At 40.5% G+C, this 24557-nt stretch carries 20 protein-coding genes and 1 riboswitch; of the genes, 13 read left to right on the top strand and 7 right to left on the bottom strand.

Annotated elements, in window-relative coordinates:
- Positions 1-220 precede the first annotated feature (220 nt).
- A complete protein-coding gene (gene speB / locus CDZ94_RS07215) occupies positions 221-1174 on the top strand; it encodes an agmatinase (RefSeq protein WP_096435828.1) in 954 nt (317 codons plus the stop codon).
- 839 nt (positions 1175-2013) lie between these two features.
- Here speB and gbsB read toward each other — a convergent pair.
- Both gbsB and betB read right to left on the bottom strand, forming a co-directional pair.
- Entirely contained in the window at positions 2014-3222 is a 1209-nt protein-coding gene (gene gbsB / locus CDZ94_RS07205) for a choline dehydrogenase (protein ID WP_096435826.1), read from the bottom strand.
- Between the two features lie 46 nt (positions 3223-3268).
- A complete protein-coding gene (gene betB, locus CDZ94_RS07200) occupies positions 3269-4726 on the bottom strand; it encodes a betaine-aldehyde dehydrogenase (protein WP_425352557.1) in 1458 nt (485 codons plus the stop codon).
- Between the two features lie 274 nt (positions 4727-5000).
- On the opposite strand from betB, the gene cudC reads away from it, so the two are divergent.
- Positions 5001-5552 (top strand): choline uptake/conversion transcriptional regulator CudC, encoded by a 552-nt coding sequence (cudC, locus tag CDZ94_RS07195; protein WP_096435824.1) that lies wholly within the window; start codon positions 5001-5003, stop codon positions 5550-5552.
- 238 nt (positions 5553-5790) lie between these two features.
- Positions 5791-7323, top strand: coding sequence for a high affinity choline transporter 1 (locus CDZ94_RS07190; RefSeq protein WP_232735873.1), 1533 nt, complete (start codon positions 5791-5793; stop codon positions 7321-7323).
- A 524-nt stretch (positions 7324-7847) separates the two neighbouring features.
- On the opposite strand, the gene CDZ94_RS07185 is transcribed toward CDZ94_RS07190, so the two are convergent.
- Positions 7848-8036 carry a hypothetical protein gene (locus CDZ94_RS07185; protein ID WP_096435822.1) on the bottom strand — a complete coding sequence of 63 codons (189 nt, stop codon included), beginning with the start codon at positions 8034-8036 and terminating at the stop codon, positions 7848-7850.
- A 622-nt stretch (positions 8037-8658) separates the two neighbouring features.
- On the opposite strand from CDZ94_RS07185, the gene CDZ94_RS07180 reads away from it, so the two are divergent.
- Positions 8659-8808 carry a YrzI family small protein gene (locus CDZ94_RS07180; protein WP_096435821.1) on the top strand — a complete coding sequence of 50 codons (150 nt, stop codon included), beginning with the start codon at positions 8659-8661 and terminating at the stop codon, positions 8806-8808.
- Between the two features lie 301 nt (positions 8809-9109).
- Positions 9110-9934 (top strand): HAD family hydrolase, encoded by an 825-nt coding sequence (locus CDZ94_RS07175; protein WP_245415710.1) that lies wholly within the window; start codon positions 9110-9112, stop codon positions 9932-9934.
- 110 nt (positions 9935-10044) lie between these two features.
- Here CDZ94_RS07175 and ald read toward each other — a convergent pair whose 3' ends face one another.
- Positions 10045-11160: an alanine dehydrogenase gene (gene ald, locus CDZ94_RS07170; protein ID WP_096435820.1), complete on the bottom strand. Its 1116-nt coding sequence runs from the start codon at positions 11158-11160 to the stop codon at positions 10045-10047.
- A 624-nt stretch (positions 11161-11784) separates the two neighbouring features.
- Positions 11785-12015, bottom strand: coding sequence for a KTSC domain-containing protein (locus CDZ94_RS07165; protein ID WP_096435819.1), 231 nt, complete (start codon positions 12013-12015; stop codon positions 11785-11787).
- 202 nt (positions 12016-12217) lie between these two features.
- Positions 12218-12301, top strand: a riboswitch (cyclic di-GMP riboswitch).
- Positions 12302-12417: 116 nt separating this feature from the next.
- Between CDZ94_RS07165 and CDZ94_RS07160 the strand changes: the two genes are divergently transcribed.
- The 3 genes from CDZ94_RS07160 (at position 12418) to CDZ94_RS07150 (ending at position 15124) form a co-directional block, all read left to right on the top strand.
- Entirely contained in the window at positions 12418-14103 is a 1686-nt protein-coding gene (locus CDZ94_RS07160; RefSeq protein WP_096435818.1) for a putative bifunctional diguanylate cyclase/phosphodiesterase, read from the top strand.
- Positions 14104-14213: 110 nt separating this feature from the next.
- Positions 14214-14642: a disulfide oxidoreductase gene (locus CDZ94_RS07155; RefSeq protein ID WP_096435817.1), complete on the top strand. Its 429-nt coding sequence runs from the start codon at positions 14214-14216 to the stop codon at positions 14640-14642.
- A gap of 5 nt (positions 14643-14647) precedes the next feature.
- A complete protein-coding gene (locus CDZ94_RS07150) occupies positions 14648-15124 on the top strand; it encodes a thioredoxin family protein (RefSeq protein WP_096435816.1) in 477 nt (158 codons plus the stop codon).
- An 81-nt stretch (positions 15125-15205) separates the two neighbouring features.
- Here CDZ94_RS07150 and CDZ94_RS07145 read toward each other — a convergent pair whose 3' ends face one another.
- Positions 15206-16510: an ATP-binding protein gene (locus tag CDZ94_RS07145; protein ID WP_198546698.1), complete on the bottom strand. Its 1305-nt coding sequence runs from the start codon at positions 16508-16510 to the stop codon at positions 15206-15208.
- A gap of 126 nt (positions 16511-16636) precedes the next feature.
- On the opposite strand from CDZ94_RS07145, the gene CDZ94_RS07140 reads away from it, so the two are divergent.
- The 4 genes from CDZ94_RS07140 (at position 16637) to CDZ94_RS07125 (ending at position 23227) form a co-directional block, all read left to right on the top strand.
- On the top strand, positions 16637-16915 hold the full coding sequence (locus CDZ94_RS07140; RefSeq protein ID WP_096435814.1) for a hypothetical protein: 279 nt from the start codon (positions 16637-16639) through the stop codon (positions 16913-16915).
- 845 nt (positions 16916-17760) lie between these two features.
- The gene (iadA, locus tag CDZ94_RS07135) at positions 17761-18936 is read left to right on the top strand and encodes a beta-aspartyl-peptidase (protein ID WP_096435813.1); all 1176 of its coding nucleotides are present in this window, start codon (positions 17761-17763) and stop codon (positions 18934-18936) included.
- 392 nt (positions 18937-19328) lie between these two features.
- Complete coding sequence (locus CDZ94_RS07130) at positions 19329-19778, top strand: MarR family winged helix-turn-helix transcriptional regulator (protein WP_096435812.1); 450 nt, start codon at positions 19329-19331, stop codon at positions 19776-19778.
- On the top strand, positions 19775-23227 hold the full coding sequence (locus tag CDZ94_RS07125) for an efflux RND transporter permease subunit (RefSeq protein WP_096435811.1): 3453 nt from the start codon (positions 19775-19777) through the stop codon (positions 23225-23227). The genes CDZ94_RS07130 and CDZ94_RS07125 overlap by 4 nt, the downstream gene beginning before the upstream one ends.
- Positions 23228-23280: 53 nt before the next feature.
- On the opposite strand, the gene CDZ94_RS07120 is transcribed toward CDZ94_RS07125, so the two are convergent.
- Entirely contained in the window at positions 23281-24036 is a 756-nt protein-coding gene (locus CDZ94_RS07120; RefSeq protein WP_096435810.1) for a class I SAM-dependent methyltransferase, read from the bottom strand.
- A 101-nt stretch (positions 24037-24137) separates the two neighbouring features.
- On the opposite strand from CDZ94_RS07120, the gene CDZ94_RS07115 reads away from it, so the two are divergent.
- The gene (locus CDZ94_RS07115) at positions 24138-24401 is read left to right on the top strand and encodes a hypothetical protein (protein ID WP_096435809.1); all 264 of its coding nucleotides are present in this window, start codon (positions 24138-24140) and stop codon (positions 24399-24401) included.
- Positions 24402-24557 lie beyond the last annotated feature (156 nt).

Here is a 24557-nt window from a genome sequence, read left to right as displayed (position 1 = left end):
GGGCAAGAGCCTCCTCGGGGAAGGCAATCCTGCTTCTTCCTCTACGAGCCTCGCTTCGAAGTGTCTGTGTCGAAGCAACTCGAAGTATACTCGTGAAGTAACCGTTCGTCCCTTCGGGGTCTTCAGCACTTGCTTTTCCCGCCAGAATCGCGGCCTTCCGCTTCATAGTTACAGTTTTATAGCCTTGAAGAACAGATAACTTTATTTACTGGAGGTACCTATGGTGAAATATCAGCCGAAAGATTCTTCTTTATCACCCCGATTCAGCGGGGTGCGCACGTTTATGCGCCTTGAAAATATTCGTACGGTGGAGGATGTGGATTTTGCCGTTCTCGGTGTACCGTTTGACACAGCTGCCTCAAACCGCGTCGGTGCCCGCTACGGCCCTCAGCACGTCCGGGACGCGTCGGTGCTTCTGCGTCCATACAATCCGGATCAGGAAATCAACATCTTTGACTACTGCTCCGGCGTGGATTACGGCGACATCGATGTGGTGCCGGGCAATGTCCACCGCACGTACGACCAGATGACCGAGGGGCTGGTGCCTTTACTTGAAAAAGGTGTCGTGCCGATCATTCTCGGGGGTGATCATTCCATTTCCTTAGGAAATCTCCGGTCCTTCGCCAAACAGCACGGCCCTGTCGCCATGGTTCATTTCGATTCCCATGGCGATACGTGGGATAACTACTACGGGGAAAAATACATGCACGGTACGCCGTTCCGCCGTGCGGTTGAGGAAGGCCTCGTTGATACGGATCATTCGATCCAGATCGGCATGCGCGGGCCTCTTTACGGACCGGGCTGCATTGAAGATTCCAGAAAGCTCGGCTTTGAAGTGATCACGATGCGGGAATCCCGAAAGCTCGGTCAGGAAGAAGTGATCCGCCGTATTCACGACCGGGTCGGTCCGGATCGTCCGGTGTTTGTGACGTTTGATATCGACTTTGTGGACCCGGCCTATGCTCCCGGGACGGGGACCCCTGAAGTGGCCGGTCCAACGAGCTTTGAAGCCCTTGAGTATGTAAGAAGCTTGGACGGCCTCAATATCAAAGGGTTTGACCTGGTTGAAGTACTTCCGGCATTTGACTCCGGGGATATTACCGCGGGTCTTGCTGCAGCGGTCGCCTACGAGATGATTACGCTGGTGGCAATGAAAAAAAGACGTGAAGAATAACAGGTATAGGAAAAGGGACTGCATCGGCTTTGGATGCAGTTCCTTTGTTGTTGGATTACCAGCTGAAGAAGCTCTTGGTGAACAGAGTCTGCGGCTTACATCGGATCTTCGGGAGGTCGAGCAATCCGTGGAACATTGGGCTATACACGGAATAAAGCAAAAGGAAATCCCAAGGCCTCTGCTCAAGTAAATGAGAAAGGTTTGAAAGCGCTACAGTCCGAACTGGCATCGAAAGAGCGTGCTCTGGCAGACCTGACGGTAGAGCACATACTGCTTAAAAAAAGATCTCTCGGAATAACGGTGATCTCACCAATCAGCATATCAATGGAGACGATCGATGCGCCCTATTAGAATTGATTGAATGGGCTTGCGATGAAGGGCTTCCCCAGTATCGAGCCTGCCAGGTATTAACGTTGAATGAAAGACGAGTCCAGCGTTGGTGGTGTCAGGAATAGGAAGAACAGGACCGCCCCTATGAACGTCGTCCCTACAAAAAACGGAAAGGTCCTTCATACAATAGCTTGACGCCGGAAGAATGAGATATTGCGAAAAAATGATCGCTTCCCGTGAACATGCCGATGACAGCTGTCGGGTGCTGAGTGTACGAGCGATGGAAAAGTATGATGTCTACATCTCTCATGTGACGTTTTGGTCATGTGATTAGGGGTGTGAATTACTGTGAGATTTTACGACTATTGGTTATAAAACGTTGATATATCAATACAAAAACGCATGTGATTTCCTTGTGAGAAAATCCATGCGTTTCCTTTGTGATTTGATTTTTTGTACTTCTAAAGTAAACCCGTTAAAGTGGGGGAAATTTTTTTTTTATAAAAATCTTAAAGTGTCTTTGCTGTTAAATGAAAGCAACGCTTATAAATCCACTCGTAATCACGAACAGTTAGGTCACGTGGATTTCCGACTGTTTGTGGATCGTTCATGGCTTCTTTTGCAAAGCGTTCTAATTGATCTGGGTTAACGCCTTGCTTCTCTAATGTTGGAATGTCTAAATCTTCAACGAGATCGTACATCCAAGTGACGGCCGCTTTTGCAGCTTCTTCAGTAGTCATGTTAAATGTGTTGATGCCAAATGCTTGTGCCATTCGAGCAAATTTCTCAGGATTTCCTTTCCAGTTAAATTCCATAACCGGTCCCATCATGGCCGCAACACATTGACCATGAGCCACAGGGATGATACCGCCTAACGTTTGACTCATCGCATGAGCAGCTCCGGCAGATTCACTTCCGTAAGATAGTCCCGCGAGCATCGCAGCTTGAGCCATCCCATAACGAGCTTCAAGATCTTCACCGTCAGCGTAAGCACGGCGAATATATGTTGCACCGTATTCCATCGCGGTTAACGCAACAGAGTCAGTAATAGGCTGCGCGAATTTCATCGTATAACATTCAATTGCATGCGCTAGTGCATCGATACCAGTCATCGCTGTTACATGTGGAGGCATAGAAACGTGTAATTTAGGATCGATAACTGTTAAATGAGCTGCGATTAAAGGGCCACCTGTATTAAACTTGAATTCTCGGTCTTCATCGGTAATAACAGCCCATTGTGTTACTTCAGATCCTGTACCTGCTGTTGTCGGAATCGTTGTTAATGGTGGGATCCGGTTTTCAAGTGGCTTTTTGCCTTCAGCTGCTTCATAGTCTAAAACAGACCCTTCATGAGTCGCTTCGACGCCAATCGCCTTAGCAGTATCCATCGAACTTCCGCCACCAACAGCGACAAGACCATTACAGCCTTTTTCTTGGAATACCTTTGACCCTTCTGCGACAAGGCGAACAGGTGGATTGGGTTCTACTTTATTGAAAACGACAACATCAATGTTCGCTTTTTCTAAGTTTTCAATTACTGGATTTACAACGCCTGCTTCATAGATTCCTGGGTCTGTGACGAGTAATGCTTTACTTACTCCTAGCGCTTTCACTTCTTCACCGATGTGCTCAATCGCACCGATTCCGTGCTTGATTGTTGTTGGGATTTCAAACGTGTGATAGCTAATCATTTGTTCAACCTTCATATTTAAACTCATAATAAAAACCTCCTAAAAAATAGTTGTTTGATAATCTTTTACTCTATTAGTTAAACCAGCCAATGGGCTGTGGCTTCTTATTTCTAAATACATGCTTAACTTCGGTATATTCTTCCAATCCGGTGTGACCTAATTCTCTTCCAATTCCAGATTGTTTGTATCCGCCCCAAGGTGCTTGAGCGAAGTAAGGGTGGAAGTCATTGATCCAAACGGTGCCGATACGAAGACGAGAAACAACTTCCTCAGCTTTGGAAATATCGTTAGACCATACTGCACCTGCAAGTCCATAAATCGTATCATTTGCCTTTTGGACAACATCATCTACTGAAGTGAACTTTTCTACAGTAAGAACAGGGCCGAACACTTCTTCTTGTACGATTCTCATATTCGATGTGCAATTCGTAAAAATCGTCGGTTTATAGAAAAAGCCGTGTTGCAGTTCAGGGTCTTCTGGTCTTTTTCCACCAACGACAAGCTTCGCACCTTCGTCTTTTCCGATCTGTACGTAGGCTTCGACCTTTTCTCGATGCTCAGCTGAAATCAATGGACCACTTTGTGTCTGTTCATTGAAACCATTTCCGAGTCGAATGTTTTTCGCTCTTTTCACTAATTCTTCAACAAATGAATCATGAATGCTCTCTTCGACTAATAAACGAGCGCCTGCTGAGCAAACTTGACCTGCATGGAAAAATACAGCGTTTAATGCTTGGTCGACAGCCGTTTCAAAATCAGCATTTGCAAACACAATATTCGGATTTTTTCCACCTAGTTCTAATGCAATCTTTTTCATATTGCGACTAGCTGCTTGCATTATTTTTTTCCCTGTTTCGATCCCACCAGTAAAGGAGACGAGGTCAACATCTGTATTCTCCGACAGTTCGGCTCCAACACTATTTCCTGGACCTAGAACAAGGTTGGCTACACCTTTTGGTAAGCCCGCTTCTTCGATAAGTTCAAATACTTTCACCGTTGTTAGTGGTGTAATTTCACTCGGTTTTACGACGATCGTATTTCCAGCAGCAAGAGCAGGAGCAATTTTCCACGCTGCTTGTAATAACGGGTAGTTCCAAGGTGTAATTTGTGCACAAACACCAACAGGTTCACGTACGATCCGACTTTCGGAATCCGGAATTGGCGAAGCGATGACTTCCCCGCCATCTTTATCTGCTAATCCAGCAAAATATTGAAAGACGTTTGCGATATCATCCATGTCTGCACGACTTTCTTCTATTGTCTTTCCGGTATCTAACGTTTCTAATTTGGCTAATTCCTCTTTATCACGGCGGATGAGGTTTGCAAGCTCCTGGACAATTTCACCGCGTTCACTTGCTGTTGTTGTTGCCCAAGTACCTTCATCAAAAGCGTGACGCGCAGCATGAACTGCTTCTATCGTATCTTTTTGATTGCCTTCTGTTGCCGTTGCAATCACCTCTTGATTAAATGGATCAATAATCTCTCTTGTGTTTCCAGATTGCGCATTAACCCATTCCCCATTAATAAACATTTGTTTTAATGGCAAAGAGATCTCCTCCTTCTTGGTCATTTCCTTTTGTTAAGTTTGTTAAATTTTTATTTAACGTTTTTAACAAATTGAATGTAACATGCGCATAATATTCTGTCAAAAGCTAAAAATAAATAAAATTCTTTTATCCCTTGCCGCTTCACCAGTGAGTACTATTTTAAAAAATTTATATTTTGACATTTCTCGTCATTTCGTTACTATAAAGTTTGTAAGAAAAAAATTTAACGAATTTTATATTGGAAAAGGTGGTTGTTATATGAACCCAAAGGATGATCATGCGAAAGAGTCGATTGATCATGCCAAAGACCTTGTCATTGAGTCGATTGCTGAAACAATGGACTTATACGGGGTAACAAGAAGTGTCGGTAACTTATACGGTACGATGTACTTTGAGGAAGATATGACACTAGATGAAATGCGTGAGAAGCTTGAAATGAGTAAGCCAAGCATGAGTACTGGTGTCAAAAAGCTTCAAGAGTACGAAATTGTTAAAAAAACATTTCGCAGGGGAAGCAGAAAGCACACATATGTAGCTGAAAAAGATTTCTTCCGTTTCTTTAATAAGTTTTTCACTCAAAAATGGGAACGAGAAGTGAAGCTTAACCTTGAAGCGATCGCTAATGCTCAAGGCGAGCTTGAAGAAGTGTTTCAATCAGATGATATTTCAGATGAAATGAAAGAAGAGGCGAGAGCGCTTTATGAGCAATTAGACCAGTCAAAGCCTTATTACTACTGGCTTCGTGAGCTCGTTAATGGCATTCGCAACGGAAAGATTTTCGAAGCATTCCCAAGACAAAAGGGTGAGTAATTAAAAAAGTTCATGGAAAAAAATTCAAAAAACACGCTAGACTGAGCAGCAAAAATTTGTCTGTTGTTCTAAACAGGCGTGTTTGCGCGATTTAATAACTGAATATTATGAATTTTCAAACTTATATTATTGGAGTGTGTTATAGGTGACAGAAGCACAAAAGAATTCTTACAAAGTGATTGGGTTTATCGCGATCTTCGCCGGACTTTTTGTCTATTTATTTTTCTCAAATACAGATATGCACTGGGGCGGCTTTATTTCGATGCTTGTATTCTATGCTCTTATTTATTATGTTGGGGCATTTGTAGCTGCGAAAAAAAGCAATTCTCTTAGTGACATGATGGTAGCAAAACGAAGTCTACCGTTGGGTGTTGCGATGTTTACAATGGCCGCTACCTGGGTAGGAGGCGGCTACATTAATGGGACTGCAGAATACACGTATAGTGATGGTTTAGTTTGGGCGCAGGCACCCTGGGGTTACGCATTAAGCTTAATCATTGGTGGTATTTTTTATGCTCGAAAAATGAGACGTTATGAATTTATGACGATTATTGATCCATTAGAGCAACGATTTGGAAAGAAGCTAGCAGGAGTCCTTTATATACCAGCACTATTAGGAGAATTGTTTTGGAGTGCGGCGATTTTAACTGCACTCGGTACAACATTTGGGACAATTTTAGGGATCGACTTTACAACATCGATTATTATTTCAGGAATTATTGCGATTGCCTATACTGTGTTAGGCGGTATGTGGGCAGTAGCCTATACCGATTTATTCCAATTAGCGATTTTAATTGGTGGTTTGTTTCTCGTTATTCCGTTTACATTGCAACATGTTGGCAGTATGGGGGCGGTTTGGACAACCTACCAAGCTGATTTTGCTAGTTACGCTAATCTTTTCCCTCCACTTGATGGCTGGAGACATGCGGATTGGGGCAATTGGTATTGGCATTGGTGGGATTATGCATTACTCCTTATCTTCGGTGGAATTGCATGGCAAGTGTATTTTCAACGTGTGTTATCTGCGAAAAGTGAAAAAACGGCCATGTGGTTATCGATTACAGCAGGGTTTATATGCATCATTGCAGCAATTCCTGCAGTATTAATTGGCGTCATTGGATATAATGCAGATTGGGCAGCAGTAGGTGCTGTTCCACCAGAAAACCCTGCGATGATTCTTCCGCAAGTGCTGCGTTTCTTAACCCCAGAATGGGTTGCAGCGATCGGATTAGGCGCATTGGCTGCGGCAGTAATGTCATCGATGGACTCTTCCATTCTATCAGCCTCTTCAATGGCAGGGTGGAATGTATATCGACCGTTAGTGAGGAAGAAAGTTTCTGATGAGCAAGTTAAGAAAATCATTAAGCGTAGTATTATTATTGTAGGAACGACAGCGATGATAATCGCTTTAAACGTCCAAAGCGTCTATACACTATGGTTTTTAGCTTCTGATCTCGTCTATTGTATCTTGTTCCCGCAACTGACGATGGCTCTGTTTTATAAAAATGCAAACTTTTATGGTTCCTTAAGTGGATTGATTGTGGCTGTCTGTTTACGATTAGGAGGGGGAGAAGCAGCATTTGGTATTCCACATTTCCTTCCTTACCCGATGATCGAGGACGGTGTCGTATTATTCCCGTTTCGAACATTCGCCATGGTCATGGCCTTTATCGCGATCTTTGTCGTCTCTGAGCTAACAAAGAAGAAGAGTAAACCACTCCCGCTTCTTATGCCACACGAACGCGATCGCAACCAACCAAAAGCAGGCTAGGGTCATCGCCAAAGGTCGATCTTTGACCTTTGGCGATGACTCGAAGCAATGAGCGAAGCCGCTGCATGTTTTAAAGCCCACTGTAATTGTTTTTTCACAGTGGGCGAGCAGCGAGCAAAGCCATTGCGAATAAAATAAAAGGTCTTTGACCTTTGGCGATACCTAAGCATTAGGATATTATATTTAATGATTATCCCCTTTGCTCAGAATTATGAAGGCATCAGCCACGTTTTCACTTTTAATTATGGCTCTTTTCGTATGTATTGTTGCTTTTAATCTTCGCAGCTGAAATAAACTGCGACATCACCTACCGCTTCGGAAATACACTACGCTTTCCGCGGAAAGCGACTGTCCGGAGCGGAAATCAATCTACTTCTATGTCGCAGTTTATATATTTTGTGTCAAGAACAACAATCTTTTAGAAAACAGCCTTAGTTATAAAGGCCCGATGACACCACGACACTTCTGCGGAAGTATAATATGCTTCTCATATGAATGATTTCTGAGCTAATGACATACTCATATTATATTTTATTAGAGTTGTCGGATGAATTCCGCAGCTGTTCTTTTATAGCTGATAAATCTTGTTTCATCTGCTTTTGATTACGATAAAAGCGGAAAATTAAAACGGGAAGGACGATAAATAGGATGAGTATAATAGCAAATCCGAAAAGCTGGTAAAGCATATCAAGAACCGAGATTTCACTCAACATGATTATTTCACCTCTTTATTAAAGATATAACATAAATTTCCTAAAGTAACACATTGTTTAGAAATACATATTTTTACACAGTTGAACTGTTGCAATTTTCTAAATATGTTATATGATAATAAGTGGAAGAAGCGCCAACAATTATTAAAATCGAAAGGAGGCCGTTTCAGATGACTTATTTTAAAGCAAATTCAGTCACTACAACTTCATATACGTCGTTTTTGAGCGGCCTCGTAATGATATAAATTCAGGGGATAGTTTTTTGTTGGAAAAAATCCTTTGGAAGTATAGGGTAATTCCCTAGGCAAATCATTGTACGCAGGTCGGTCATAATCGATCTGCGTTTTTTGTATGTCTTAATTAAGACGGAAAAAATGTTTATTTAAGTGCGCAGGTCGAATGTATTTGATCTGCGTTTTTTGGTGTTTTAATAGAGTTAGTTTGTGCTTTATTTCGTCTATCTTACAGAATAGTAAAAATGGAGGAGGTAAACGGATGTGAAATGGTCTTTCGTTTTGTTTAAAGGTGACTTTATAACGAATCTCATTAAAAAACGAACAAATGTCGTATCGAATTTATCCTTTCGACATACGTTGATCAAGGAGTTAAGGGAGGTGATACTATGATGTTTACACTATTCCACTTTACGGTAACGATTCAAAGACGCCCGTATAGCGAAGAAGAAATTGAAAAAGAGCAGCACTACGAAAGAAGTTGCAACCAAATAGCGCATCAAAAAACACGTCATGCTGAATGGCACCGATTTATGTAAAAACATTGAATGATCATACTTACTAATAAAGGAGGGGCTGACGATGAAAATAAGAAGAACTGTGAATGAAGCTGTTTGGTTGCCAGAGGGGAATGGCTTTGGTTAGCCAGGCTTTAACTTGAACGACCCAAAGGAATACTAGGTGGTAGTAAAATAGCAGGGGCTTCACTCACTACTCGCCCGCTTTGAAGAATACTCATAGCGGGCTTTTTAAACAAAAAGGAGTAGAACTTGCACGTTATCGTAAAAAAATATACTCTGTTTAATAGGTGAGAATTGATTAGTGAGGGAGAGCAGGATTATGAAAATAGAAGGTTTATATATTTTTGATTTAGATGGCACGTTATATGAAGGAACTGACCATTTTGATTACTACGCAAAAAGGTTAGCGTTAGATGTGAAAGAGGCTGACCAAGGAAAATTTTGGGATGATTATAAACGCACAAAAAATGGTGAGCATCCACTTGAGGTTGGGAAAGCTTATGACGTTAAGGAAGATGCGATTTTAACCGTTGATCCGATGACTTTGACTGTCGTACAAGCCCATCACTGGGATGGGACTGAATGGACACTTGAACAAATCGAGGAAACTTATGTAGATGAAGTGGCATTTGACTTTGAAAACATTGTCGCGATCGGTGATGGCTGGTGGCTTCCATTTGCTTGTGCGAAACATTATGGGGTAGAAAACTGCTATAAAAGGTACGTTGAAACGAAAGAGTACATGGTTACTGATGACTTCAAATTAGCACCGATTCCGGGCTTAAGAGAGTTCTTATTACGTTTAAAAGAAAACACAAACATTGTCCTTATGACGAACAGTGATGCTGATGATGTAGGGCGTCTACTTTCAGAGTTGAATTTGGAGCAGGTGTTTCCGCGTATTGTGACATCAGCGAAAAAGCCAAGCTTAACTGACGAGCATTTTAAAGCAATAATGGCGGAATACAAAGTAAAGCCTCAAGAAACGGTATCAGTAGGTGACAATTTTATAAATGAAATTGCCCCGGCGTTACTTCAAGGAATGAGAGCTGTCTATATTTCACAGCATGAGCATGCGACAAAGCATGAACAACTTCAACAGGTAAAACGAATCACGGATTGGTTCGAAGGATTTCAATTTTAACATAGCGCTAATTAAAAACAGCGTTACCTTCCACTGCGTGTTTTAAAGCCGAGCAAAGTAACAAATAAAGGGCTCTTTCCTGGAGATAGAGAGCCCTTTTTGTCATTCCGTTATTTTAGTACCTTTTCAACAGGTTGATATTCGTATTCTAAATCTCGAGCTACTGCTTCGTAGGTCACATAACCACCGGCTGTGTTTACACCTAACTTTAAGGCAGTGTTTTCTTCTATTGCACGAGATATTCCTTTGTTTGCAATTTGCAGTGCATATGGAACCGTCACATTCGTTAATCCAATCGTAGAAGTTCGTGGTACAGCTCCAGGCATATTAGCTACAGCGTAATGGACAACGCCGTGTTTCGTATACGTAGGGTCGTCATGAGTTGTAATGCGATCAACAGTTTCCATGATGCCACCTTGGTCAATCGCTACGTCAACAATGACAGAACCAGGTCTCATCTCCTTGATCATATCTTCAGTAACTAAACGAGGAGCTTTTGCACCAGGAATTAACACTGCACCAATAACGAGGTCTGATTCTTTAACTGCATTTTCAATATTTAGTGGATTACTCATAAGGGTATTGATTTCGGTGCCGAAAATATCATCTAATTGACGTAATCGTTCCGGACTTAAATCAATAATCGTGACGTCAGCACCAAGACCCATGGCAATTTTAGCCGCGTTTGTTCCAACTACTCCGCCGCCAATAACCGTAACTTTACCTCGTTTAACACCTGGTACACCAGATAATAGAACGCCACTTCCACCCTTTGGTTTTTCAAGGAATTGGGCCCCGATTTGTGCTGCCATTCTCCCGGCTACTTCACTCATTGGAGTCAACAAAGGAAGGGAACGGTTGACTTCGACTGTTTCATAAGCGACAGCTATTACTTTATTCTCAGTAAGAGCTTTTGCCAATTCAGGGACGGCTGCTAAGTGCAAGTATGTAAATAGTATTAGACCTTCGCGAAAGTATTGGTACTCAGACTCAAGTGGTTCTTTTACTTTCATCACCATTTCCGAGCGATCCCATACTTCCTTTGCACTAGCCAAAATTTCTGCCCCAGCTTCAACATAGTCCTCATTATTGAAACCGCTTTCAATTCCGGCGTCATGTTCAACATAAACCTCATGACCATCCTGATTCAATGCTACTACACCAGCTGGCGTAAGGGCGATTCGGTTTTCATTGTTTTTTATCTCTCTAGGTACGCCAATTCTCATCAAAAACCCTCCTTAATTGTATTCGCTGCATTTTTCTATAACTAGTGTTAGTTAAACTTTCCAATTTTATTTAATGATTATCCCCTTTGCTCAGAATTATGAAGGCATCAGCCATGTTTACTATTTCACTTTTAATTATGGCTCTTTTCGTATGTATTGTTGCTTTTAATCTTCGCAACTGAAATAAACTGCGACATAACCTACCGCTTCGGAAATACACTACGCTTTCCGTGGAAAGCGACTGTCCGGAGCGGAAATCAATCTACTTCTATGTCGCAGTTTATATATTTTGTGTCAAGAACAACAATCTTTTAGAAAACAGCCTTACTTATAAAGGCCCGAAGACACCACGACACTTCTGCGGAAGTATAATATGCTTCTCATATGAATGATTTCTGAGCTAATGACATACTCATGTTTTATTTTAACATAAATAGCCAAAAGTATCCCTCCTCATAATCGGCAAAGAATGTAGAGAATGATGGCTACTTTATTGCAATATGCACAATGAAAAGAATATATTTTTCCAAATTAGCTGAGCATGTGGTACAATAATTTTACGAACGAATGTTTGTTTTTTGAGGCTCCATTTTTCGTGTGAAAACCAGTTCTTAGCTGATTTAGCTATAAACGTTCCCCTTTTACCTTATATGAAGGGTACCCCGGTGCAATTTTTTCTTCTATATACGTACTGTAACCTCCAGAACCCAACAACCCTACATAATCCGTTTTGCGTACTTCATAATAAATGATATATTTCCCATTACTGTACCTGATATGGAGCTGACCATCAATTTCGTCAAACGCAACTGACTCAATTGTTCCATCGTTAATCTGGGTAAATTCCATTTCCATTCTGCCACTTCCTTTCTAAAAACAAAGCTATACTTAAAAGGTTACCCGACTATTAAAAAAAGAAAACGGACAAAAAGAAAGACATTTTTCAGAACAATATAAAAATGAATGAGAATCGACTAGTTCATTTATAGGTTTTTTGGAAATGTAGCAAAAAACGCTTGAAAGCCGAGTTATCTAAACATTACAATAATGTTACATTACAATAAAAGGAAGCGAAGAATGTTTGTCTAAATTTGGGCACTTGGATAAACTGGAGCTGGTAGTGCAACCGACCTTTGTTTTATTAAGGTTGGTTTTTTGTTTTTGGGATAAAAATTCAAAAAATACGGGAACGATAGCGGTCGAACGTAAGGTCATCATGAATGTTTATCGATACATCACAAAAAGGGTGGTTCGCTCATGTTGGATAATTTAACAGGCAAGGATAAACAAGAATTGACGTATATCATTGAACGGTTTAATCAAGCTCTTGATAGAGAAGCTCTCCTTATTTTAATTGATTCTGAGGATAAAATTCAGTACGTAAGTGAGTCTTTTTATCGAGTAACCGGTTTACATAAGCATCAAGTTTTAAACAGTCACTATCACTTATTTGAAGAAGGTTACGTTCCATCCCGCTCTTTAACTGAAAGAAAAGAAATGTTGATTCGCAACGAAAATGGTGCTATTCATCCCTATAGTGGAACGATTCTTTCAATTTTCGAAAATTCCCCTCCGAGCAAACGGTACGCTTTGTTTGTGCTTCAAAAAGAACCTTTGAATGAAAAGGATGACCAGGTTAAGAAAAAAGAAGTATTGATTGATGAATTTACACTTATGCCGAACCATCAAGCGTTAAAAAAAGTAATCTCTAAGAAAATAGTGAATGGCTCATCATTCACATTAATTTTTTTCGAAATTGAACGTTTTAAGTCTTATCTAGAAGATTTAGGACCGTTTTCAAGCGAGGATCTGTTAATTGAAGTTGGTGTTAGGTTAAAATCTCTGCAAACAAACGATGTGAGTGTGTACCGTTATGGCATCGATGAATTTTGTTTAGTAAGTGATGAATGTGTCGTACCTGATACACCTCGGTCTTTAATAACGAAACTAACTGATCTTTTTAACCGGGAAGTAACGATAGGCAAACAGGTGATTAAGCTTTCCGTAAACATTGGCATTACGCAATGTGTAGATCCAGCTATTTCATTTGAGAACGTTCTTGATCAAGCAAGATCGGCGATGCGCTGTTCGAAAGAAACCGTTGAATGCAATTTTACATGGTATGATTCTACAGCCTGCTCTTTGTATGAAAAGAAATTACTTATTGAAAAAAGGTTGAGGACGGCTCTAATAGAAAACCAATTTCATCTTGTTTATCAACCTCAAATTGATCTCCGTCAAAAGCGGGTGGTCGGAGTTGAAGCGTTAATCCGCTGGCAGGATAGAGTTTTAGGGGTTGTACCACCATCTGAATTTATTCCAATTGCCGAAGAAACAGGTTTGATTATTGACATTGGTGAATGGGTAATTGAAGAGTCTTGTCTTCAGGCAAATAAATGGAAAGAGGAAGGCTTAACGCTCAGAATGTCAGTAAACATTTCACCTGTTCAGTTTCAGCATAGGGAATTCCTAGATAATGTTAAGGCTACATTAAGCACGACACAAATGGACCCGGCTTTTTTAAATATAGAAATTACCGAGAACCAACTTCTTTATCACCTTTCAAAAGGTCACCTAATTTTGGAGAAATTGAAAAAACAAGGCGTACAGATTTCAATAGATGATTTTGGAACAGGATATTGCACCTATAGTTATTTGAAAAAGTTTCCTATTGATACGTTAAAAATTGACCAGTCGTTTATTCAGGATCTCTCTATTCATGCTAATGACGAAGCGATTGTCACTTCCATTATTGATCTAGCAAGGAATTTAAATATTAATGTCATAGCTGAGGGAGTGGAATCTCGAGAAGTGATGTCATTCCTTGATGACAGTAATTGTAATGAAATGCAGGGGTATTTTTATTGTAAACCTTTAATGGCAGATGATGTAAAGCAATTTTTACATGACAAAAAGGCAGAAACCATGCTTGGAATATCGTGATGATGAATTTATGCAAAATTTACAAATAGGTGAACATAAAGCAGTATACTATACGTTTCTCTTCTTTCGTATTATAGTAGTGTTATACGTTAAATAGGAGAGATGGATCTATGGACGCAGAAAATAAAAAAGTGGAATATGCTTTGTTTTGTGCCTGGGGCATTGCGTTCATCGCTACTTTAGGTTCCCTTTACTTTTCTGAAATATTACTGTTTATTCCTTGCGAGCTGTGCTGGGTACAGCGAATCTTTATGTACCCGTTAGCGATAACGTTAGCAATTGCAGCAGTAAAAAAAGATGTGAGACAAGCAGTCTATTCACTTCCTATCAGTATAATTGGTATGGGGGTGTCGCTCTATCATTATTTTATACAGAAAGTGCCTGCCCTCGCAGAATCGTCAAATGCATGTGGTGTGATCCCCTGTCACGCTGAATATATAAATGTGGCAGGATTTATTACGATCCCATTTCTAGCATTGGTTGCATTTTCTTCTATTACATTATTAATGATTTATGTAATCTTTAAGTCAAAGGAGTGATCATCATGAAAAAGCTTATTTTGTTCGGTGTTGCTGTTATTGCTATTTTCGGTGCTTTAGCATTCATTACATCTAATCAAAACCAACAGCAGTCGGAAGGGAACCCATTTGGAAAAGATCGGCTTCACCAAGAAACAATCGATCAACTGGATAATCCAATCTACAGTAATGTCATTCTTCCCGAAGAATTAGATGAGAAGATTGAAGGTGAAGAAGACTTTACAGTTTACTTCTATAGTCCTGCTTGCCATGTGTGTCAAGAAGTTTCTCCTGTTTTGGTACCGTTAGCTGAGGATAAAGGTATCGACTTACATTTATTTAACTTATTGGAGTTCCAAGACGGTTTTAACCATTATGATATCGAAGGAACACCAACAGTCGTTCATTATGAAAATGGCGAAGAAGTGGACCGTATTTATGGAGGGGCAGAAGAACCAACCTATGAACTCTTCTATGATCAAGTCGTGTTAAATGAAGAATAGTTAAAAAGCGATCCCATGAAGGGATCGCTTTTTTGGCCTAAGTTTGTGTGTGGCAAAACGCTCAAGATGGATCAATAATATTTACGAATTATATGACGATAAGGCAGTTTCGTGCTCATCTTTGATCTCAACTACTGTCGGAAGTGTGATCAAAAATTCGGTACCTTTATTAATTTGGCTATTGACTTGAATATGACCGCCCCAGGAACGAATAATATTAAATGAAACCATCAATCCGAGGCCGGTTCCTTTTTCTTTTGTCGAGTAATAGGCCGTACCAAGCTGATTGACTTCCTCCTTCGTCATTCCTGTTCCGGTATCCGCTATTTTAACTCGAACATTCTGACCTGTGTGACTTGCTGAAAGAAACAAACTGCCTCCTTCAGGCATTGCTTCAATCGCATTTTTTGCAATATTTAAGATCACTTGTGTGAGTTCTTTTTCATCGCCATTAATCTTTAGTTGGGAAGGGACATCCAAATACACAGACACATTGTTCATTAATGCATAAGCTTGAATGGTGTGGCGAACTTTATCTAGTGTATAGGTTATATTAATCGTCTGTAATTCGCTTTTCTTTGATTTAGCTAAAGATAAATAATCACTGATGATCGATTGTGCCCGGTCAAGTTCTGATAGAGTAAGCTGTAAGTATTTTCGTTCATTATTTGAGATGTTCGCATTGGAATGAATAAGCTGTATGAACCCTCTTGCTACCGTCATAGGATTACGGACCTCATGGGCAACAGAAGCAGCAAGCTCACTAACTAGACGGAGCTGTTCACTTTTTCGTAAGTCAGATTTTAACCGTTCATTGATTCGGATCCGTTCTATTAAATAGATGACAAGCGAGAAGACGACCGCATACACCCCGAAAGACTCAGACATATAAGAGATAATCTCCAGCCGGTTATCTGCAAAGCGATTCGATGGAAGCACAAAGGTTAAAGATGTTATCAAAATTAACGTAAGCATGAAATAAATCATTTTACGTTTTAGACTCATGGTTATGTGATACTTAGAGAATATGTAAAAGAGAATAAAGCATAAAAAAGCTAAATAGACCGAAAGGAAAAGACCCTCTGTTCCAATAAAGGCGATCCGGTAAGTGATTTGAGCAATTAATAGAGATAAACCGACTCGCCATCCTCCATAAATGGTACCAATGATTAGTGGGACGTGACGTAGGTCAAAGGTTGTACTCTCACCTATGTATACCGGAAACGTCATTGACAAAATCATAGAGCTAAGACATAAAAGGAATATGAATAAAGAAGTTAATTTTCGGTTACGATGAAAACCAACCCCTTTCCAAAAGCTGACATAAATAAAAATGGGAGTTAAAATATAAAATAAGTTATGTAAAAAATCCTTAAACATGCTCATGAGGAACGCTCCCAACTCTCCAGAACTTTCCTTAATTGTACGAATAATCATGAGCAAATACAATAATAATCTATTGAATTTGTCAAAAAATACAGAAAATACACGTAATTTCAAGAGGAAGAGGTGATGATGTTGGCACGTTTGATTGTTGGTTTTTCAGGGTTTTTAGTACTGTTTTGGAGTGTGGCATTACTAGTTAATTTTCCTATTTATCAAGAAACGACAATACAGGGAACGTTGATTCATCCAATTGTAGATGGCATCTTGTTTTTTGCTATTATCGTTGTACTTATCGCTTTTGTGGCATATGTATTGAAGACACCTAAACTTAAAAACTTTTCAATGGCGGTTCTCGGAGCTATTTCGATCATTTTTATTTTTGTCTTCTATACGATCGGCGGGTAAGTTTTTTTGAAGTAAATGAATACGTAAAGTGAGAAAGCTGATTTTTCCTGTCAGCTTTCTTTATTTATATAGAGGACAGCTACCTTCACGCCTCTCGTCTCTAGGGAAAAGCATTCCTGAGACTTTAAAATATACGGCGAAAATTAATTCTGTTTTTAATAAAGGCACCTTTTGCATAGATTGTCGTTATTGATTTAAATGATTATCCCCTTTGCTCAGAATTATGAAGGCATGAGACATGTTTAATATTTCACTTTTAATTATGGCTCTTTTCGTATGTATTGTTGCTTTTAATCTTCGCAGCTGAAATAAACTGCGACATCACTTACAGCTTCGGAAATACACTACGCTTTCCGCGGAAAGCGACTGTCCGGAGCGGAAATCAATCTACTTCTATGTCGCAGTTTATATATTTTGTGTCAAGAACAACAATCTTTTAGAAAACAGCCTTAGTTATAAAGGCCCGAAGAGACCACGACACTTCTGCGGAAGTATAATATGCTTCTCATATGAATGATTTCTGAGCTAATGACATACTCATATTGATTTATAAAACGAAAGGGCGAGAGGCGGTGACTCCAGCGTTGCCCTGGGGTGAAAGCGTCCGCCTGTAGCGGAATTCGAGCGAAGATCTTATCTTATTAAAAAGCCATAATCTTATAGGAAACTGCTTTAACAAAAGGCCGCTATGCGGTCTTTCTTATTGTCCTTTCAAATGAGATACTGAATACAGTGATAATTTTGAAAAGGCTCTTTTCTAAACGATTGTTGCTATTTGTTTTTTGAGCGTTAGGCAAGCGCATGCTTGCCCTTGATTACAGTATACTTGAAAGCAGGTGGAGAGGTTGCTCAAGTTAATTAAAAATGTAAACGTATATTCCCCGGATTATTTAGGGGTCAAAGATGTTCTTATTGCTGACGGACGTATAGCATCAGTGGAAGATCAGATCGACATTCGCCTTGACTCAAATCTACTTGAGATTATCGATGGATCTAATAAAAAAATGATGCCAGGACTTATTGATTCTCATGTACATATTACAGGGGGCGGAGGCGAAGGAAGTTTTAAGACGCGGACGCCTGAATTAATGTTGTCAGATTGTATAAGTGGGGGCGTGACAACGGTTATCGGCGTAATTGGGACCGATGGTACGACACGAACAATGACGAACCTTATTGCAAAAGCAAAAGGGTTAAAAGAGGAAGGAATCAGCTGTTATTGCCAGACAGGTTCCTATCAAGTACCGGTCAAAACGCTGACAGGCTCAATTGAGCAGGATATTATGCTTGTGGAAGAAATTATCGGTGCAGGAGAAATCGCAATTTCTGATCACCGCTCGTCCCAACCTACTCGTGACGAGCTCGCTCGGATTGCGAGTGAAGCGAGAGTTGGCGGGATTCTTTCCGGAAAAGCAGGTGTTGTCAATGTTCACTTAGGAGATAGTCCTGACCGGTTAAAATTAATAGAGGAGGTAGTCAGTACAACTGAGATTCCGATCACACAATTCGTTCCTACACATATTAACCGAAATGAAGCATTGCTAGAAGCAGGAATTGCATTTGCAAAAAAGGGAGGGTATGTCGACTTTACTACGAGTACTGCAAAGGAATTTCTTGAAAGCGATAAAACGAAATGCAGTCGTGGATTGAAGCGAATGCTCGATGAAGGCGTTCCGATTGAACAAATCACTTTTACCTCCGATGGCCAAGGAAGTTTACCTCAATTCGACGAAAACCGAAATTTAGTGGGGCTGAAAATAGGTAGAGTGGTTAGTCTTTACAACGAAATTCGCGATAGTGTTCTTGAAGGAGAAATTCCTTTTGAAACAGCGATTCGCGTTGCTACCTCCAATGTAGCTCACGCTTATAAATTGGCGAGAAAAGGTAAAGTCGGTGCTGGGTTTGATGCGGATCTTCTTCTTGTATCTAGCGACGAACTAACAATCGACAGTGTTATGGCCAAAGGGGAGTGGATGATGAAGGATGGGGGCCACATCCGCAAAGGAACGTTTGAAGATTAAAAAAATATAACAACATCTTTTATAAACGCTGGTTTCGCAAACTTCGTTGTTCTTTAAAAATAAGTACGAAAAAGCGAAAGGCGGCGACTCCCGCGGAAAGCGTCCGCCTGTAGCGCCTTCTATATAAAACCAACAATCACATAGAAAACAGCCTTTATAAAGAAGCCATAACCTAAAAGAGCACCTCTCAGAAATAATGGGAGGTGCTTTAGTTTTTCAAAAAAGAGGACCATACACCTACGTAGATATGTAGTGTTATATGTGTCACAATTTATTCATGAAGTATTCATTGACATGGAAATCCATCAACAATTATAGTTAAGAAAGTTAATGGTTAACTTTCTTAATGTTTGATTTTACATACTGTGACTGATTACGAAAGGGAGATAAAGATGGAAAGCGAGCAAACCATTTTAGAAATTGAGCAGCTTGTTGTTGATGTCATGATGATGATCCAGCATGAATTTGGCTCAGAATATGACAACAAACTCTCGTCAAATCAACAAATGATTATTTATTTAATCGGCAGGCATGATGTGAAGTACGTAAAGGATTTAGCTTTTCATTTAAACATTTCCCCTAGTGCAGTAAGTCAACTGTTATCCAAGCTGGAGCAGTTAGGATTAGTAAAACGTTCTTTAGATGAAAAAAACCGTAGAACGGTTCCTTTTGAATTGGATGATGAAGGAGACTTGCTTCTTGAACATATGGAACATACGAGACAAACGATCATTAGTAGGTACTTGATGAAGATTCCAAGAGAAGACCTTATCCATTTTCGTGATGTTTATAAACAGTTGCGTGACATCATGATTGAAGAGAAAGAAGGGAAAAACGTATGAAACTGACGAACTTTTCGATTCGCAGACCGATATTTACACTTGTAGCCATGACGTTATTTTTACTACTTGGGGTTATTTCCCTTACGAATATCCCGTTAAAACTGATCCCTGATATTGACCCTCCGATTGGAGCGGTTGTCGTTAGTTACGATGATGCAGCGCCACAAGAGGTCGTTGATCAAGTGTCACGGCCGATGGAAGAGAGCTTGTCAACGCTTCCTGGACTTAATAATATTAGTTCGATATCCATGGAAGGCTCTTCTTTAACGTTATTAGAATTTTCCTGGGCCACTTCCATTGATGATATAGAAAATGACATCTTAGCGAGGATGAATCAGACACCTCTCCCAAATGATACGGGAGACCCGCGTTTTTTAAAATTTGATCCATCTCAGTTCCCGATTATTCAGCTTTCTTTATCTTCGGCAGTAGACAATGAAGAGCTTACTGAGCTTGTTTCAGACCTTGAACAAGAACTTTTAAAAGTCGAAGGTGTCGGGTCTATTGATACTGAAGGGGATTTGGTCGATGAAATTCAAATCCAGCTTAATCAAGATGACTTAGAGTCTTATGGGTTAGCGCAAAATGAAGTCGTTTCCGCAATCCAAGCTCATAATGTCACCCAGCCGGGTGGGAATGTGAGAAGTGACGACCTCGAACTTACAACGCGCGTGTTATTTGAACTAACAACAGTCGAAGATATTGAAAATATCGTTGTATCTGTAGACCCGGAAACTGGTGATGATGTCACAGTTGCTGACGTAGGTACTGTGGAACTTACACCAGAATCTGCGGATGTGATTACAAGAACAAATCAAGATACTTCGATTCTCTTGAGTGTGCAGCAACAAGCCGATGCAAATACCGCGCAAGTTTCTCGGCAATTTAATGAGCGTCTAGAGGAGTTGTTGGAAGGGGAAAGATACTCTGATATCGATACTGCGATGCTCTTTGACCAAGGAGACTTTATCGAAGAAGCGATCTCCAACGTTTCCATGGCTCTTATTGCGGGTGGAGTATTCGCGATGCTCGTTTTGTTTATGTTTTTAAGAAGTTTTAAAACACCATTGTTAATTGGTATTGCCATTCCATTTTCAGTTATTGTGACTTTCGTACTTCTTTACTTTACGAATTTCTCATTGAACATTATGACTTTAGGTGGGCTGGCTCTCGGTATCGGGATGCTGGTGGACAATTCGATCGTCGTGATCGAAAACATTTACAGGCATTTATCGATGAAAAAAGACCCTGTGCAAGCAGCAAAAGATGGTGCAAAGGAAGTCGCAGGGGCGATTACAGCCTCGACATTAACAACGGTTTCCGTCTTTTTACCGGTCATCTTTATTACCGGAATTGTCGGTAACTTGTTCCGTGAGTTTGCCTTAACGGTTTCGTTTAGCTTGTTTGCTTCCTTAGCAGTCGCGTTGACCGTCGTACCGATGCTTGCAGCTCGTTTCTTAAAAGCACCACGTGAGAACGTGGAGGAAAAACGCCAGAAGTCTGGTTTTATCAAAGCTTTTGATCGATCAGCACGATGGTCGCTTCGTCATCGATTTGGTGTATTGGTTTTAACTTTCTTATTACTTGTTGGTGGTGCTTTTGGGGTCTCAACAGTAGGTACAGAGTTTTTACCAGCTACGGATGAAGGCTTTTTCCAAGTTGAAATTGAAATGGAAAATGGCACCCCTTTAGAAGACACATTAGCTGTTTTGGAAAATGTAGAAGAAGTTCTTGACGGGGAAGCGGAAATCCAGGATTATACGAGCGTAGCTGGTTCCGGTGGTCAAGAAGATAGCGTAATGGGAAGTGGAAGCGGAGATGAAGGGTTTATTTACGTTTCGATGGTCCCTGTCAGTGAGCGAAATGATTCAACTGCCGAATTTGCTGAGTCATTGCGTCGCGACATCGAGAGAGCTGCGGAAGATGCAGAGGAAGTATCGATTCAACTGGAAGCTTCATTCGGTGGTAATCCGAATACCTTTACGTTCAATGTGAGTGATACGAATACGAACCGCTTAGATCAAGCCGTTGAAGAAATTTACGATGAGCTAGCGGACATGAGTGAATTTCAGGAAGTGAATAACGATCGCACAGATACGGTCCGTGAAGTTCAAATCCAAATTGACGATGAAGCAGCTCGTGAAGAAGGCTTTATGCCTGCCGAAGTAGCGAACTCGGTCAATACGATTATGAGAGGGACAGTTGCTTCCCAAATCATTACCGATGACAATGATGTATACGAAGTGAAGGTCCAGTACCAAGAAGAGTTCGTTGAAGACATTGACAGTTTAGAAGACCTGCTCATTCGAAATAATCAAGGAGAGTTTGTCGCTCTTGGTGATATAACAACCATTGAAGAAGGCGACGGGCCTGCCCAAATTAATCGAATTAACCAAGAGGATGCCGTTCAATTTACGCTGCAATATGGCACGGATTACAATCTTGGTGAAATCGGTCAGCTTGTCCAAAATACGATTGATGATTTAGGTTTAGATGAAGAAACGACTGTTTCATTTACAGGAGACCAGGAGCTTTTAGAAGATGCGATTGGAGATCTCGTGCTCGCGCTTATCTTGGCGATTGTGTTTGTTTATTTAGTCTTGTCAGCTCAATTTGAATCTCTGCGTTATCCATTTGTGATTATGTTTAGTGTCCCGCTTGTTGTCATTGGTGTAGCAATAGGGTTAACAGTGACACGAACACCAGTGAGTGTGACTGGGTTTATTGGGCTCATTGTACTGGCAGGGATTGTCGTTAACAATGCGATTGTCCTTGTTGACTATATTAATAAACGAAAAGAAGCGGGTATGAGAAGCTATGATGCGATTATTGAAGGGGTTAAAGATCGAGCGCGACCGATTTTAATGACGGCTACGACGACGATTTTAGGTTTAGTGCCATTAGCTCTTGGAATTGGCGAAGGTACCGAACTCCAACAGCCGTTAGCGATCACAGTGATCAGTGGTCTTATCAGTGGAACATTCTTAACGTTGTTCTTCATCCCTGTGATTTACAGCTTCTTTGATAAAGAAACAAGAAATTTGAATAAGAAATATGTCACGCCAGACGGACAAATCATTCCTGCCTATTTGCTCGATGAAAAGTATACACCAGACCAGGGAAATACGCGTCAGCAAATGATTTCAGGTGTCGATGAGGAACAAGAAGCATTGGACTTCTCTGAATTCTATCGAGAAGAAAATAAACCATCATCAGAAGAACAGTCACATCGTTATTTAAATCAGTCTTATGACATCTCCTTACCAGAGGTTGAAAGTACAGATCTTGATTACGAAGAAGAAAAGCCGTTTATCTATGATGAAAACGATCCACCTGAGCTTCCTTCTCGAAAAAGTCGACACAAAGGAAATGACATGTCAAAAGACGATCTTTTAAACCTTTTAGAGCGAATCGTCGAACGTAACAAACGAAAAAAAGATAACGAATAAAAGAAAGGGCCGAACGTAAATCGTTCGGCCCTTTTAACAGGGGTTCTCTGTTCCTAGTCAGAACTAGCATCAACTTTACAAATAAAGTAAGCGTAACTTGTGTGTTTTTGTTGCATTTCTAAATGTTGGATGTGCTTTTCCATGATCTCATAGCATGGAATCGGGATATCCTGACTAAGAACGAGTTCAGGGATATCTTGCTCCTTGGTTTCAATATCTTCAAGAATCTTGTCTGTGACACGAAACCCGTAGCTTTCAAAAAGATCGGTCCATTCGGAGAGGGTAAACATTTGTTTAAGGCCATAGAACTCAAGATAAGGATCTTTATCATTAATAGGAAAACTAGGTTTTCTGACAAGGTCAAGTGAGGCGAAAAACCCTCCAGGTCGAATAATTCGTTTCACTTCTTTTAAAACGTGGTGCACATTCGTAAAACTTAACACGCTTTCTGCAATAACACCATCAAGACTGTTGTCAGGAAATGGGATACTTTCTGCTGAAGAGTGAAGAAAGTGGAGTTTTTTCTCTTTGGATGCCTCACCGTGTCGTTTACGTGCTTTTTGAATCATCATTAGATGTTGATCTATACCAAAGACATTTGCACCTCTGCTTTTAGTTAGCCAAGATGCCGTGTCACCTACACCACAGCCAATTTCAGCAATCTTACTTCCATTTGTAATTGGTAAATGTTCGATTGCTTTTTCAGTGATATTCCGGCCGCCAGGATGTGCGACTGTGATACCAAAATAGGCAAGCATGTCAGTGTACGTATATGTTTCTTCCATATTAGGGGTTGAACCTTCTTTCATTAATTATTCAGCTAAATAATCAGATGTCGTGATGTTTGTACAATCGATTTATCTCACGTTGCAATACACTATTTGTGAATGGTGTAAAGGAGGTGGATACGTTGTCACGAACACAACACTACTATAACCTATGCAATCGCCATCAAGGTCGTACCGTACGAATAATTGAAAATGGCGGTTACGAGCACGTAGGAAGAATTGTTCGCGTTACGCCCAATTGTGTATACCTTGAATGTAATAGACGGCCTGGGTGGGGAGGGTTTGGTTACGGGTATGGAGGATACTATGGGTATCGACCTTACGTATATCCGGTAGCTCTCGCTGCCATTGGAGGTTTCGTTTTAGGAGCCGCACTGTTCTGGTAAATGATTTTTTAAGGGGAAACCACTTGCGATTTGATACCAACTTCCTTACCTGAGAGGAGTTGGTCTTTTTCTTTTTGGCTCTGTTAGCGAACGCTGGTGTTATAAAAAAACAACTTTATTCTACCCAAAATTGATTATTTCTTTCCAATGCCAAAA

This window comes from Alteribacter populi (assembly GCF_002352765.1).
GTDB lineage: Bacteria > Bacillota > Bacilli > Bacillales > Salisediminibacteriaceae > Alteribacter > Alteribacter populi.
Note: the sequence above shows the minus strand (reverse complement) of the source record. Positions and strands in the feature narration are given on the sequence as shown.